Annotated in this window: 14 protein-coding genes; 4 read left to right on the top strand and 10 right to left on the bottom strand. The window is 59.9% G+C overall.

Going from position 1 to position 12808, the window contains the following annotated elements; genetic code table 11:
• The first annotated feature begins 17 nt into the window (after nt 1-17).
• The 3 genes from sfsA to ACYBHZ_RS03085 all read left to right on the top strand — a co-directional run bounded on the left by sfsA (nt 18) and on the right by ACYBHZ_RS03085 (nt 2956).
• Nucleotides 18-710 (top strand): DNA/RNA nuclease SfsA, encoded by a 693-nt coding sequence (gene sfsA / locus ACYBHZ_RS03095; RefSeq protein WP_460272713.1) that lies wholly within the window; start codon nt 18-20, stop codon nt 708-710.
• 68 nt (nt 711-778) lie between these two features.
• Nucleotides 779-1654: a type I methionyl aminopeptidase gene (gene map, locus ACYBHZ_RS03090; protein WP_460272712.1), complete on the top strand. Its 876-nt coding sequence runs from the start codon at nt 779-781 to the stop codon at nt 1652-1654.
• 204 nt (nt 1655-1858) lie between these two features.
• Nucleotides 1859-2956, top strand: a complete 1098-nt coding sequence (locus tag ACYBHZ_RS03085) for a TRAP transporter substrate-binding protein (protein WP_460272711.1) — start codon at nt 1859-1861, stop codon at nt 2954-2956.
• A 73-nt stretch (nt 2957-3029) separates the two neighbouring features.
• Here ACYBHZ_RS03085 and ACYBHZ_RS03080 read toward each other — a convergent pair whose 3' ends face one another.
• The 3 genes from ACYBHZ_RS03080 to ACYBHZ_RS03070 are packed head-to-tail and all read right to left on the bottom strand — an operon-like array spanning nt 3030 to nt 5439.
• A complete protein-coding gene (locus tag ACYBHZ_RS03080) occupies nt 3030-3677 on the bottom strand; it encodes an HAD family hydrolase (protein ID WP_460272710.1) in 648 nt (215 codons plus the stop codon).
• On the bottom strand, nt 3674-4234 hold the full coding sequence (gene rsmD, locus ACYBHZ_RS03075; RefSeq protein WP_460272708.1) for a 16S rRNA (guanine(966)-N(2))-methyltransferase RsmD: 561 nt from the start codon (nt 4232-4234) through the stop codon (nt 3674-3676). The genes ACYBHZ_RS03080 and rsmD overlap by 4 nt, the downstream gene beginning before the upstream one ends.
• Nucleotides 4234-5439 carry an NAD(P)/FAD-dependent oxidoreductase gene (locus tag ACYBHZ_RS03070; RefSeq protein WP_460272707.1) on the bottom strand — a complete coding sequence of 402 codons (1206 nt, stop codon included), beginning with the start codon at nt 5437-5439 and terminating at the stop codon, nt 4234-4236. Before ACYBHZ_RS03070 ends, rsmD begins: the two co-directional genes overlap by 1 nt.
• A gap of 77 nt (nt 5440-5516) precedes the next feature.
• Between ACYBHZ_RS03070 and ACYBHZ_RS03065 the strand changes: the two genes are divergently transcribed.
• Complete coding sequence (locus tag ACYBHZ_RS03065; RefSeq protein ID WP_460272706.1) at nt 5517-6005, top strand: redoxin family protein; 489 nt, start codon at nt 5517-5519, stop codon at nt 6003-6005.
• 35 nt (nt 6006-6040) lie between these two features.
• Here the strand turns inward: ACYBHZ_RS03065 and ACYBHZ_RS03060 are convergent, their stop codons facing one another.
• The 7 genes from ACYBHZ_RS03060 to ACYBHZ_RS03030 are packed head-to-tail and all read right to left on the bottom strand — an operon-like array spanning nt 6041 to nt 12709.
• Nucleotides 6041-6889 (bottom strand): mechanosensitive ion channel family protein, encoded by an 849-nt coding sequence (locus tag ACYBHZ_RS03060; protein WP_460272705.1) that lies wholly within the window; start codon nt 6887-6889, stop codon nt 6041-6043.
• Nucleotides 6882-7184: a 4a-hydroxytetrahydrobiopterin dehydratase gene (locus tag ACYBHZ_RS03055; protein WP_460272704.1), complete on the bottom strand. Its 303-nt coding sequence runs from the start codon at nt 7182-7184 to the stop codon at nt 6882-6884. The genes ACYBHZ_RS03060 and ACYBHZ_RS03055 overlap by 8 nt, the downstream gene beginning before the upstream one ends.
• Nucleotides 7177-8355 (bottom strand): GNAT family N-acetyltransferase, encoded by a 1179-nt coding sequence (locus ACYBHZ_RS03050; protein WP_460272702.1) that lies wholly within the window; start codon nt 8353-8355, stop codon nt 7177-7179. Before ACYBHZ_RS03050 ends, ACYBHZ_RS03055 begins: the two co-directional genes overlap by 8 nt.
• A gap of 52 nt (nt 8356-8407) precedes the next feature.
• A complete protein-coding gene (locus ACYBHZ_RS03045) occupies nt 8408-9166 on the bottom strand; it encodes a glycerophosphodiester phosphodiesterase family protein (RefSeq protein WP_460272701.1) in 759 nt (252 codons plus the stop codon).
• Nucleotides 9166-9624, bottom strand: coding sequence for a RidA family protein (locus tag ACYBHZ_RS03040; RefSeq protein ID WP_460272700.1), 459 nt, complete (start codon nt 9622-9624; stop codon nt 9166-9168). The genes ACYBHZ_RS03045 and ACYBHZ_RS03040 overlap by 1 nt, the downstream gene beginning before the upstream one ends.
• A 29-nt stretch (nt 9625-9653) precedes the next feature.
• A complete protein-coding gene (locus ACYBHZ_RS03035) occupies nt 9654-10940 on the bottom strand; it encodes an HlyD family type I secretion periplasmic adaptor subunit (RefSeq protein ID WP_460272698.1) in 1287 nt (428 codons plus the stop codon).
• Nucleotides 10937-12709 carry a type I secretion system permease/ATPase gene (locus tag ACYBHZ_RS03030; RefSeq protein ID WP_460272696.1) on the bottom strand — a complete coding sequence of 591 codons (1773 nt, stop codon included), beginning with the start codon at nt 12707-12709 and terminating at the stop codon, nt 10937-10939. The genes ACYBHZ_RS03035 and ACYBHZ_RS03030 overlap by 4 nt, the downstream gene beginning before the upstream one ends.
• Nucleotides 12710-12808 lie beyond the last annotated feature (99 nt).

Here is a 12808-nt window from a genome sequence, read left to right as displayed (position 1 = left end):
GGTATAGGCCTCTGACCATGCGCTTTCAATCAGACCTGATCCCCGCAACGCTTTTGCGTCGTTACAAACGCTTCCTCGCCGATATTCGTCTCGAAGACGGGCGCGAGGTGACGGCGCATTGTCCGAACCCCGGCTCCATGCTGGGGCTGGCTGAGGCCGGGACGCGCGTTTGGGTCGAACCGAATGATGATCCGAAGAAAAAGCTCAAATACGGGCTGCGTTTGGTGGCGCTGCCGGGGGCGATGGTGGTCGTCGATACCGGGATTGCCAACCGTGTGGTGAAAGAGGCGCTGGAGGCGGGACTGGTTCCGGGCCTTGAAGGCGATGTGCGCGCCGAGGTGAAATATGGCGAGAACTCGCGCGCCGATTTTCTTGTCACGCAAGGGGATGCGAAAATCTGGGTCGAGGTGAAATCCGTAACCTTGTCGCGGGAGCCTGGTCTCGCCGAATTTCCGGACGCGAAGACCGCTCGGGGCGCAAAGCACCTTGGCGAGCTGTCGGCGCGTGTGGCGGAGGGCGATCGCGCTGTGATGCTTTATCTCGTGTCCCGCGATGATTGCGACCGTTTCGCCCCGGCGTGCGATATTGACCCGTATTACGCCGAGGCGGAACGGGCGGCACGTGCCGCTGGGGTCGAGATCATGATCTTTCCGGTCAAAGCGACGCCTGAGGCGGTGATCTTTGAGCCAACCCCTGTGCAAAGTCTTTAACCACCGGGCACTGGCCCTTTCGCGACGAAAGGCTTATATGGGCCTTGAAAGATTAAGGAGTTGGACCCTTGGACGAGACGCATCGCGGCCGCATCACAAAAGACGGAATTCGCATCTATGAGGACGCGGATTTTCCGGGGATTCGTGCGGCCTGTCAGGTGACGGCGCAGATTCTGGACGAAGTTGCGCCGCTGGTGAAGCCGGGTGTCACGACGGGCGAATTGGATGACTTCATCAATCGCCGCGTGATCGAGCTTGGCACGACCTCGGCGACCATCGGCTATAATGGTTACCAACACGCGTCCTGTATCTCTGTGAACCATGTCGTCTGCCACGGCATTCCGGGCGCTCCGATCCCGAAAAGCCGTGATGAAACGATTTCGAAAGACCCCGAGAAACGCCGCAGCGACGATATCCTGCAAGAGGGTGATATTCTCAATATCGACGTGACGGTGGTCAAGGATGGCTGGTTCGGGGATAGCTCCCGCATGTATGTCGCGGGCACGCCGAGCCGTCAGGCCGAGCGTCTGATCCAAGTGACCTACGACAGCCTGATGCTCGGCATCGAGGCGGTGAAACCGGGAAATACGTTCGGCGACATCGGTCATGCGATCCAGAATTACGTGGAGCATCAGGGCATGTCCGTCGTGCGCGACTTCTGTGGTCACGGCGTTGGCCGCGTCTTCCACGCGCCGCCGAACGTGCTGCACTACGGTCGCCCCGGCACCGGCGCTGTGCTGGAAGAAGGCATGATCTTCACCATTGAACCGATGGTCAATCTGGGCCGTCCTGAAACCAAAGTGCTGTCCGACGACTGGACGGCTGTGACGCGCGACAAGAAACTCTCGGCGCAATACGAGCATTGTGTGGGCGTGACCGCGACCGGCTGTGAGGTGTTTACGGTCTCTCCGGGGGGGCTGTTCCACCCGACCTACAAGGCCTGAACACCCTAAAGCGATGGCATACCAAAAGGCGGGGATTTTCCCGCCTTTTCCTTTGTTTATATATTTCAATGGGCTGACCGCTTGGTCAGATAAAAGTTCGTCCGGAACGGTTGCGGAGTATGTAACAACTGGACTAGCTACCCTCCACGTTATGAAGGCTGCGGCCGTTACGGGCCGCAATCACAGCCCGGAGGAGGCTTGCCCATGAACCCCGTTTTGAAATCTGCCGCGCTTGCGGCCCTTGTCTCGGTCACAGCATCCATCACCGGACCGCTGTCAGCTGCAGCGCAAGAGGTGACGCTTCGGTTCCAGCATTTCGTGTCACCGAAAGCTGGCTCTGCCACCTATTTCATGGAGCCTTGGGCGCGGAAGGTTGAGAAAGACAGCGGCGGTCGGATCAAGGTCGAGATTTATCCCTTGATGCAACTCGGCGGCAAAGCTCCGGACCAATACGACCTGATCCGTGATGGGGCCATCGACGGCGGCTGGATCATTCCGGGCTATCAACCGGGCCGTTTCCCGGAAACCGAGGCGATCGAACTTCCGTTCCTCTCGCTGAAATCGGCGGAACTGTCCTCGATGGCGGCATGGGAATTTACGCAGGAACATCTTCTGGATGACTTCTCGGACATTCACATCATCGCGGCGCACACGCACGGCGAGGGCCTCGTCCACAAGAAAGGTGCGCCGATCCGCAAAGTCGAGGATTTCGAAGGGCTGAAACTGCGCGCGCCGACGCGGACCTCGACCTTGCTGCTGGAAAAGCTGGGTGCGACCCCGGTGGGGCTGCCGGTTCCGGCCTTCCCCGAGGCTCTGTCCAAAGGCGTGTTGGATGGCGGGATCATCACCTTCGCCATGTCTCCGTCGCTCAAGCTTGACGAGCTGACCGATGCGGAAACCGATGTCTCCGGGGATCGGTCCTTCTACAACCTCTATTTCCTCTGGGCGATGAACAAGTCGAAATACGACAGCCTTCCGGATGATCTGAAAGAGGTGATTGATCGCAACTCCGGTCTCATGGCGTCCCGCTGGTCGGGTGTCGCTTATGACATGGGCGACGAAGATGGCGTGAAAGTCATCGCGGGGAGCGACAATACGGTGAACGTGTTGAACGAAGAAGAAACCGCGAAGATTTATGAGCTGGGCGATGAGGTCGTGGCCGACTGGATCGCAGAGATGGATGAAAAAGGCTATGACGGCGAACAGCTTGTCGCCGATGTGAAAGCCGCCATGGAACATGCTTATGACGCTGCGCCCTGGATCGATGCTAACGGTGCAGCCTACAAAATCACAACGGAATGATTTGCGACACAGTTTGAGAAAAAGCCGCCTTGGGGCGGCTTTTTTGTATGAATATTTGGCTGGGATGAAGGTCTTAAAGACCGATACGGGCGGGCAGATCGAACATATTTGAAAGGTGTTCGGCCCCCTCAGAGATCAAACGCGCGCCATCGCCGTGCGGATCAAACCCGAAACAACGCATGCCCGCCCGCCGCGCCGCGATACAGCCGGAGGGGCTGTCATCGATGACAACACAGTCCTCGGGGGCTGCGCCAAGCTGTTCGGCGGCGATGAGAAACAGGTCAGGATCGGGTTTCGCCACGCCATAGGTATGGGCCGAATGGATGCGGCCCTTGAGACGGGCGAATACATCCGGGTGCGCGCCGAGCGTCACGTCCATCTTTTCCATCGGGCCGTTCGAGCCGACGGCATAGGGAATGCCCGCCGCGTCCAGCGCATCAAAAGCCGCCACAACGCCGGGGATCAGAGGCACGCCGGAACGCAGCATTTCGAACACGCGGGGGTAGACTTCGACCTGCCAATCGTCGGGCAGGGCTGCCCCAGACGCGCGGGCACGTTCGCCCACAAGCGCCATGGTGCCGCCGACATATTTCGTTTCCAGCTCATGCAGAGAAATGTCGAGGCCGAAGCGCGCGAAGTCTTTTTGCAGGAATTCCAAGAGCGGAGGTTCGCTGTCCACGATCACCCCGTCACAGTCGAAGATTACGGCTTTCGGTGTCATGCGGGCTCCAGAAAATTGATTTTGGTGTCGCCGTACTTGCGCGTGTCCAACAATGTCAGCCCCTCCGGGGGCGTGATCGGGGCGCTGTCTTCCCAGACAACAAGCGCGCGTTTGGTCAACCAGTTCCCGGCGAGCGCGGCGGCGATAGCGACCTCTCCCAAGCCTTTGGCATAGGGTGGATCGAGAAAGATCAGGTCATAGGGTTCGGACGGGTTCACGGGCAGCCGGGTCGCATCCGTGCGCATCAGGGTGCAGCGATCCCCGGCGCGACATTTCTGGATGTTTTCCGAGATCAGGCTCTGGGCCTTGCGCCCGTCATCCACGAAAGTCACGCATTCCGCGCCGCGCGACAGGGCTTCCAGCCCTAAGGCGCCAGTCCCGGCAAACAGGTCCAGGACGCGGGCATCTTCGACCGCATCACCATATTTCCCGGCTGTCAGGACGGAGAACAGGCTTTCGCGCACCCGATCTGTCGTGGGACGCAGATGCGCTCCGGCGTCACCCTTGCCAACTGAGGCCAAAGCCAGCCCGCGAAATTCTCCCGCGATGATCCGCATCAGCCGCGCATCAGGGCTTTGAGATCGGTTGCCGGGTCGGCCACCTTGGCCGGATCGGCGGTCTTGCCGCTCTCGATGAGGCGCTTGGCGACCATGTAGCCGCGCGGATCGTTCATCGCGTCGATGGCGATGAGTTGCCCGTCCTTGTAATACCAATGTGAATGCGTGCCCTCGCCCTCACGGACGACCACTTGATCATGGCCGCCGGAGAGGCCCGCGATCTGGAGTTTGACGTCGTATTGATCGGACCAGAACCACGGTTTCGGTGTGTAGCTCACATCTTGGCCCAGCATGTTCTTGGCGACGACTTCGCCCTGATCAATGGCATTGCCCACGGATTCGAGACGGATTTGTGCGCCCTGATAGGGGAAGGAGGCACAGTCGCCCGCCGAGAAAATATCCGGATCGGAGGTTGCCCCATGCGCGTCGGTTTTGATGCCGTTCTCAAGCGTCAGTCCCGCCATCTCGGCGAGTTCCACGCCGGGGATGATGCCGACGCCGACGATGACGAAATCCACGTCAATCGTGCTGCCATCGGTCAGTTCGGCGGCTTTCACCCGGGTGTCTCCGGTGAGGGTCACGATTCCCACACCTTCTTTCAGGTCAACACCATGCGACAGGTGCAGGGCGCGGAAATAGTCGGAGGTCTCTTTCGAGGCGACCCGCTGCAAAATGCGGTCGGCCATTTCCACCAGCGTGACCTTGAGACCCTTCTTGGCAGCGACTGCTGCGGCTTCAAGCCCGATATACCCGCCGCCAACGATCAGCACGGAAGCGCCTTCGCGGAACTCCGGTTCAATCGCATCGGCATCCGCGAGCGTGCGCATCGTGTAGACGCCGTCCAGCGCGCCACCGATCGAGGTGGGCAAGAGGCGTGGGGCGGAGCCGGTCGCCAGAGCAAGCTTGTCGTAGGAGAGAACCTCTTCGCCGAGCGAGACGGTTTTTGCCACCGGGTCAATCGCCGTCACTTTGGCGTCTGTGCGCAGCGTGATGTTTTCGTCCGCGTAATAGCTTTCGGGCCGCAGGAACAATCGCTCCAGCTCCATCTCGCCCAGAAGATAGGCCTTGGACAGTGGCGGGCGCTGATAGGGCGGTACAGCTTCATCGCCGATTAGAGTGATGTCCCCTTCAAAGCCCTGACCGCGCAGCGTGGTGACGATGCTTTGCCCGGCTTGCCCGGCACCAATGACGATGAAGTGGCTCATGATTTTTCCTCTGGTCGCGAAACGCCCTGACCCTATATCGTCGAGGAATAGAATGACAACGCACTGAGGATGATAATATGACGATTTCGGTTGGAGACAGCCTGCCCGGTGGCAGCGTGCTCGAAATGACGGCGGACGGCCCCGCTGCGGTTGATCTGGCGGAGAAGTTCAAGGGGCGCAAGGTTGTGCTTTTCGGTCTGCCGGGGGCGTACACTGGTGTTTGCACAACGGCTCATGTGCCGAGCTTCATTCGCACCATGCCCAAGTTTAAGGACAAAGGCGTGGATGAGGTGATTTGCGTTTCCGTTAACGATCCCTTTGTGATGGGGGCATGGGCCAAAGACACGGGTGCGGATGTTGCGGGGATCAGCATGCTGGGCGATGCGGACGCGGGGTTCATCAAAGCGCTCGGGCTCGATTTTACCGCACCTCCTGCGGGGCTCATCAATCGCTCGAAACGCTTTGCGCTCTATGCTGAGGATGGGGTTGTGAAGGTTCTTGAGGTTGAAACCAGCCCCGGCGAATGCACGATTTCGGCGGGCGAGTCCCTTCTGGACGCGATCTAAATGAAAACGCCCGGAGCATGGCTCCGGGCGTTTTTTTAGTCGGCGGCGTTGATGACCGTCCGGGTCGGGAAGGGGATGTCCACCTCGGCCTCGTCCAGCGCTTCTTTCACCGCGCGTTTCATGTCGGTGGAGAAGGCGAAGAAATCCGGAGATTTCACCCAAACACGGACAAGGAAATCGACCGAGAAATCGCCGAGGTTGTTGACCTGAATGAAGGGCGCCGGATCGGTCATGGCGCGCGGGTCGGACATGATCGTGTTGCGGATCACGTCTTCTGCGGTTTTCAGGTTGGCCCCATAGCCGACACCAAAGGTCCATTCGGCGCGGCGGGTGCCGTTGGTGGAGTAGTTGGTGATAATGTTGCCCCAAACTTGTGAGTTCGGCACGATCACCTGCACGTTCGACAAATCCGCAAGCTCGGTGAAGTTGAGCGAAATGTCTTTCACCGTGCCGGATTTGCCCGCGACCTCGACGAAATCGCCATTCTTGAACGGGCGGAACAGGATGATCATCACACCTGCCGCGACATTCGACAGCGTGCCTTGCAAGGCCAGACCGATGGCGAGACCGGCGGCACCGATGACGGCGACGATGGAGGTGGTCTGGATGCCAAAGGTGTTGAGAATGATCAGAACGGTGAAGGCCAGAACCGCGTAGCGTGCGATATTGGCAAGGAAATTGAACAGCGTGTCATCAAGGCGTTCGTACCGCGCGCCAATTGCGCGAATGCGGCGGCCGATCCAGCCGGAGATCATCATCCCGGCGATCAAAAGGATCAGAGCGCCGATGATCGATCCGGCGATCCCGGCCAGATATTCGAGGGACAGGTAATCGCCAACAGTATGACCATTATAAATTTCGTAACTCAGTAGATTTTCAAGCATGTGCGGTTGCCTCGTCCATTTGTAGTGCCAATTCGATGTCTTTTTCCGTCAACCCGCCTGCGTCATGGGTCGAGAGGGTCACCTCGACCGTACGGTAGACATTGCGCCAGTCGGGGTGGTGATCCCTCTTTTCCGCGATGAGCGCAACCCGGGTCATAAACCCGAAGGCCTCGACGAAATTACGAAAGGTGAAACGCTTTTCGATCCCAGTTCCGTCGGAGGTTTCTGTCCATCCATTTGCCAATAACGGGGCGAGAGCCTCTGTGCGGGCCGGGCCTTTCAAGAGTTCAGTCATGATCTTCCTCCTGTGCGGTGGATTTGAACGGGCCATAGGATGTGAGCACCTCGACCTCCTCGGCGACGGCGCTGCGTTCGGCCTCAAGATAATCGCCAACCGCGCGGGCAAAGCCCGGATCGGCGATCCAATGCAGCGAATGCGTCGTGTTCGGCAGATAGCCACGGGCCAGCTTGTGCTCGCCCTGCGCGCCCGCTTCGACACGGCTGAGACCCTGCGCAATCGCGTAGTCGATGGCTTGATAATAGCAAATTTCGAAATGCAGCGACGGGTGATATTCGGTGCAGCCCCAATAGCGGCCATAGAGCTTGTCCGCACCGATGAAATTGAGTGCCCCGGCGATGGGATGTCCGGCTCGGTACGCGAGGACCAAGAGCACCTCGTCGCGCATCGTGTCGTGGATTTCGTCAAAGAACCCGCGGGTCAGATAGGGCGTGCCCCATTTCCGGCTCCCGGTGTCCTGATAAAACGCCCAGAACGCATCCCAATGCTCCGGCATGATCTCATCGCCCGTGAGTTGGACGATCTCCCCGCCAAAGCCTTGCGCCTGTGCGCGTTCTTTGCGGATGTTCTTACGCTTGCGGGACGAAAGTTCCGACAGAAATGCGTCGAAGTCGGTGTAGTCATGATTGTCCCAATGAAATTGTTGCCCGGTGCGGTGCAACAATCCCATCGCCTTCCCGGCGGCGACCTCCTCTTCGGTGCAGAAGGTCAGGTGCAGGGAGGAAAGCCGGTTCTGATCCGCCACTTCGACCGCGCCTTGGATCAGTGCGGCCATGCCGATGTCCTCGAAACCGGGACGGGTCAAAAGCCGCCGCCCTGTCACAGGGGTGAAAGGCACCGCGATCTGCAGTTTCGGGTAGTAGCGCCCGCCCGCCTGCTCATAGGCATGGGCCCAGTTGTGATCGAATACATATTCGCCCTGACTGTGGCTCTTGGCATACATGGGCGCGGTGGCGATCACGGTGTCTCCTGCCCGCGCCACAAGATAGCTGGGCTGCCAGCCGGTGCCCGGCCCAACCGAGCCGGAGCGCTCCAGAGCCATCAAAAACCGATGGGTGACGAAGGGATCCTCCGGCAACCCGTCGCCGGGCGCGGCGCAGGCGTCCCAGTCCTCCGGTGCAATCGCACTGAGGCTGTTCAACAGGCTGATTTCAATCTGATCGGTCATAAAGGTCCTGCGCGCCGCGTTCGGTTAGAAACTGGCACGCAGGTTTGAGGCGTCAAGTCGGGAGATAGCCTTCGAAGGTGATATTCTCCGCGATCTCGCGGGCCTGCCGCTCTGCCTCTGCCGATTTGATCGTCCAGCACAGGATATGAGCGCCCGCCGATTTCAATTCCGCGACGCGCGGGGAGGCCAGATCGTCCCATTGATGGGAAATGAAACAGGCCCCGACCCGGTCATAATCCGGAATGTCGCGCAACTCGGCCCGCCGCGCGGCAGGAACGAGGGCGTCCGCGCGATCTGCCCAAGCGCTGGTCGTCAATCCGCGCGGGATATCGGGGCAAAGCTCCGCCAGCCGCGCGATGGAATGCGGGTTGAAGGACATGAGTGCCACGGGGCCGTCATACCCTTGCAATGCGCGTGCCGCCGCTTCTTCCAACAGGCCGACCTTTGGCCCCATTGCGCCGTCCTGATCCTTCACCTCGATCAAAAGCGGCACGCGGCCCGCGACGGCTTTGAGCACTTCGGTCAAGCGCGGCACACCGACCTCACCGGTTTTAAACCGCAGCTCTGAGAGTTCGGTTGCGTTGCGCTGCGCAAAGGGGCCGGAGCCTTCGGTCAGGCGGTCGAGAGCGTAATCGTGAAACACCATCGCTTCGCCATCGGCGGAGAGTTGTAGGTCGATCTCGATCCCGAACCCGGCGGCGATAGCGCTTTCAATGGCTTTGAGATTGTTTTCGGCGCAGTGATGATTGCCATCGTGCAAAGCCCGGTGCGCAATCGGGGCCTTGAGAAAAGCCGGATCCAGTTGAGGCATCAGACCAACTCGAAAATCGCTTCGATCTCGACAGCAACGCCCAGCGGCAGGCTGGCGGCGGACACGGCAGACCGCGCGTGGCGACCCGCGTCTCCCAGCACGGCGACCATCAGATCGGAGGCCCCGTTGACCACTTTCGGTTGTTCGGTGAACTCGGCGGTCGAATTGACGAAGCCGACAAGTTTGACAAGGCGCTTCACCTTGCTGAAATCTCCGCCCACGGCTGCGTTCGCCTGCGCCAAAAGCGCGAGGGCACAGCGTTCGGCGGCTTTCGCGCCCGCGTCCGTGTCGAGATCAGCGCCGAGTTTGCCGCAGATCAGGCCATCCGGTCCGGCGGAAATCTGACCGGAGATGAAAAGCTGCTGGCCGCTTTGCACGAAGGGCACGTAATTGGCCGCAGGGGCCGGGGCGTCGGGCAGAACGTGGCCCAGTTCGGAAAGCTTGGCGGAGAGATCCATGGTGTATCCTTTTCTTATCGTGTCCCGCATCAGTCCTCTCGGAAGGCGCGGGTGAAGTAATCGGTAAGCGGTTTTGCCAGATAGGCAAGAGGCGACCGCGCTCCCGTTGTCATATAGGCCTCTACGGGCATGCCGGGAATAAGAACTGCGCCTTCCGGCAGGCGCACCTGCTGGTTTTCCCTGATATCTATGTCAGCCCTGTAAAATCCCACGCCTGTCTGCGCATTGATGAAAATGTCAGGCGACACTTTCGTCACTTTGCCCTCAAGTTCCGGCGTGGTGCGACGATCAAAGGCGGGAAAACGGAGCCGCACGGCTTGGCCGGGAAAGACCTGATCAACCTGCGCCGGGCTGATTTGCGCCGTGATGGTCAGGGGGCGGTCTTGGGGAACAATGTAGAGCAGGGGTGCAGCCGGTTGCACCACCGCGCCGGGCCCGAAAACGGTCAGCTCATACACGACGCCGGAAACCGGGGCGCGGATGTCGAGGCGATCAATCTGGGACCGTAGCGCGCGTTGTTGTTCGCGCAGGTTTGTGATGCGGGGCTGAATGTCGCGCAGCTCCGTAATGGCGCGTTCGCGTCGGTCGCTCTCTACTTTGAGAATTTGCTGATCAATCTCGGAAATCTTGACCTGTGCCTGCGCTTCGGCGGTTTCGATCCGGGCGATTTCGGCGGTTAACCCAAGCAGGTCGCGACGGAGGGCGCTGACCCTGCTGTGCGGGGTCAGGCCCCGGTCGTGTAAGGCGCTTTCGGTGGCAAGGTCTTTTCGGAGCAGGGTGAGCTGTTCAGAGAGAGCGGCTTTCTGATGGGAAAGCCCGACAAGTTGCACTTCGATCTGATGTCGTGTTTTGCCAAGTTGGTCTATCTCCGCCTTGGCGGTTTGGAGACGTGCCGCAAACAGGTCGCGCTGCCCTGTCTGAGCATGCGCCATCTGTGCCGAAAGGTCTTTGCCCCAGTCGATGTCCGCCGCCCCGTCGCGTTCGGCCTCTAGCCGCGCAGCGCGGGCGCGGTTGTCGAGCAGTTGGTTGTCTATGAGGGTGAGGTCGCTATGAAGCTCCTCTTTGGAGAGGGAGATCAGAATATCTCCAGCCCTGACGTGATCGCCTTCGGACACAAAAACTCCTGCTACGTCGCCGCCATCACTATGGGCGACGACTTGTCGGTTTTGTGCGATTTGAACCTGACCGGGCGCGATCACCGCGCTTTCGATCCGGGCGAAGAGGGACCAAGTCCCGAAACCTCCGATCAAGAGTGCAACACAAATGACCCCGAACCAGACGATGCGATGCGCGGGCCAGACCTGAGTGGGTGTCATTGCACGCCTCCGAGACCAGTCGCCCTATGCACCGAGGGACGGGGTGTCATGACGGGGCGAATTTTCAGGAGATCACTGGAATTTCTGACCATTTCGGCGAGCACCTGTTCGCGCGGTCCGAAAGCACGTTGGAGGCCTCCGTCCAGCACCAGAAGCTTTTCGCATTCCTGAAGCGCCGAAGGCCGATGCGCCATGATCAACACAGCGCCGCCGTCTTTCTTATGGCGTCGGATCGCTTTGTTGAGCGCCTCGGACCCCGTGGCGTCGAGATTCGCATTGGGTTCATCAAGGATCACCAGAGCCGGATTGCCGTAGAAGGCGCGCGCCAAACCGATGCGCTGGAGCTGCCCTCCTGACAAGCTCGTGCCCGTTGAGGTGAGTGCTGTGTCATAGCCCTCGGGCAGAGACAGGATCAATTCGTGGGCTCCGGCCTTTTGTGCGGCGGCAATCACGGTGTCCGCATCGGGCATAGGGGACAGTTTTGCGATGTTTTCCGCAATCGTGCCGTCAAACATCGGGACCTGCTGCGGCAGATAACCGATGTACGCGCCAAGCCTGTCTTCGCCGTAGTCTGAGAGCTTTGCCCCATCGAGACGGATCGCACCATTGGCGGGTGGCCAGACGCCGGTTAAAGCGCGGGCCAGTGTCGATTTTCCGGCTCCCGTTGGGCCAATGACGCCCATCGCCTCGCCGGGGGACAAATCGAAACTGATCATGCGCAAGGAGGCTCGTTGTTGGCCGGGCGGTCTGACGGAAAGTCGATCGACATCCAATCGCGCACGGGGAAGCGGTAATGCCGTTCGGCGGGCTTCGGGCGGAGTCTCGTGCAAAAGATGCGCTAAATCGCGCCAGCCAGATCTGGCCTGTTGCACGGTGGCCCAATGTCCGATCAAGAGATCGACGGGGTGCAGCGCACGGCCCAACAGGATGGAACTCGCGATCATGGCACCGGGGGAAATTTCGCCCCCGAGTACAAGCCATGCGCCGAAGGCGAGCATGGCCGATTGCAGGAGAAGGCGAAGCATTCTTGAGGCCGCAGAAAAGCCGTGGGTCAGATCTTCTCGCTGAACGGTTTGTGATAGGGCCTCTTCCCGAAGCTTTAACCATCGACGATAGGCGTTCTCTCGCATGCCCAAAGCGGTGAGAACCTCTGCCGCAGAGGTTACACGATGGGCCATTGCGCTCGCTTTGGCATCTGTGCGGTTCTGGGCGTTTTGTACGGAGGTCACGACATATCGGTGCAAGAGGGCGGCGGTGATTAATCCCGCGCCGCCGGTGACGGCGAGCAGGCCGAGGATAGGATGGAACAAGGCGATCCCGGCGAGAAAGACCAAGGTAAACGGCAGATCGTAGAGCGCGGTGCAAGCGGGTGAGGCGAAGAATCGCCTGATCGCGGAGAGCTGCTCATAGGCTGGAATTTTGTTCGCAGTCTGTGGCTTTTGCACGGCGTGGCGGAGTGAGGCGCGAAAAATTCGGTCTTCGAGACGGCTTTGAAACCGGGCCCCGATCCGTGACATCAGGCGTGCGCGCGTGCCGTCCAAGAGGCCCATCATGAGGTACAGGAACCCGACGATCATGCACAAAGCGAGCAAGGTTGCGTCGGAACCTGAACCCAGAACGCGGTCGTAAACCTGTAGCATGAACAGCGGCCCGGTGAGCATTAAAAGGTTGATGCAGAAGGAAAACAGACCGACAATCCAGAACAGGGCCCGGTTGTCGCGCCGGGCGCGGGATAGGTCATCATGTCCTATGCGGTATTGGTCAGCCATGGGCAGCGTGTCCGGCTAGGGCCGCGCTCCCATGTGTCTCGGAAAGGAGCATTGTGTGAGGCGCGACCTGTTGAAACTTTGTCACAGCCTCATAACACC

This window comes from Celeribacter sp. ULVN23_4 (assembly GCF_054788345.1).
Note: the sequence above shows the minus strand (reverse complement) of the source record. Positions and strands in the feature narration are given on the sequence as shown.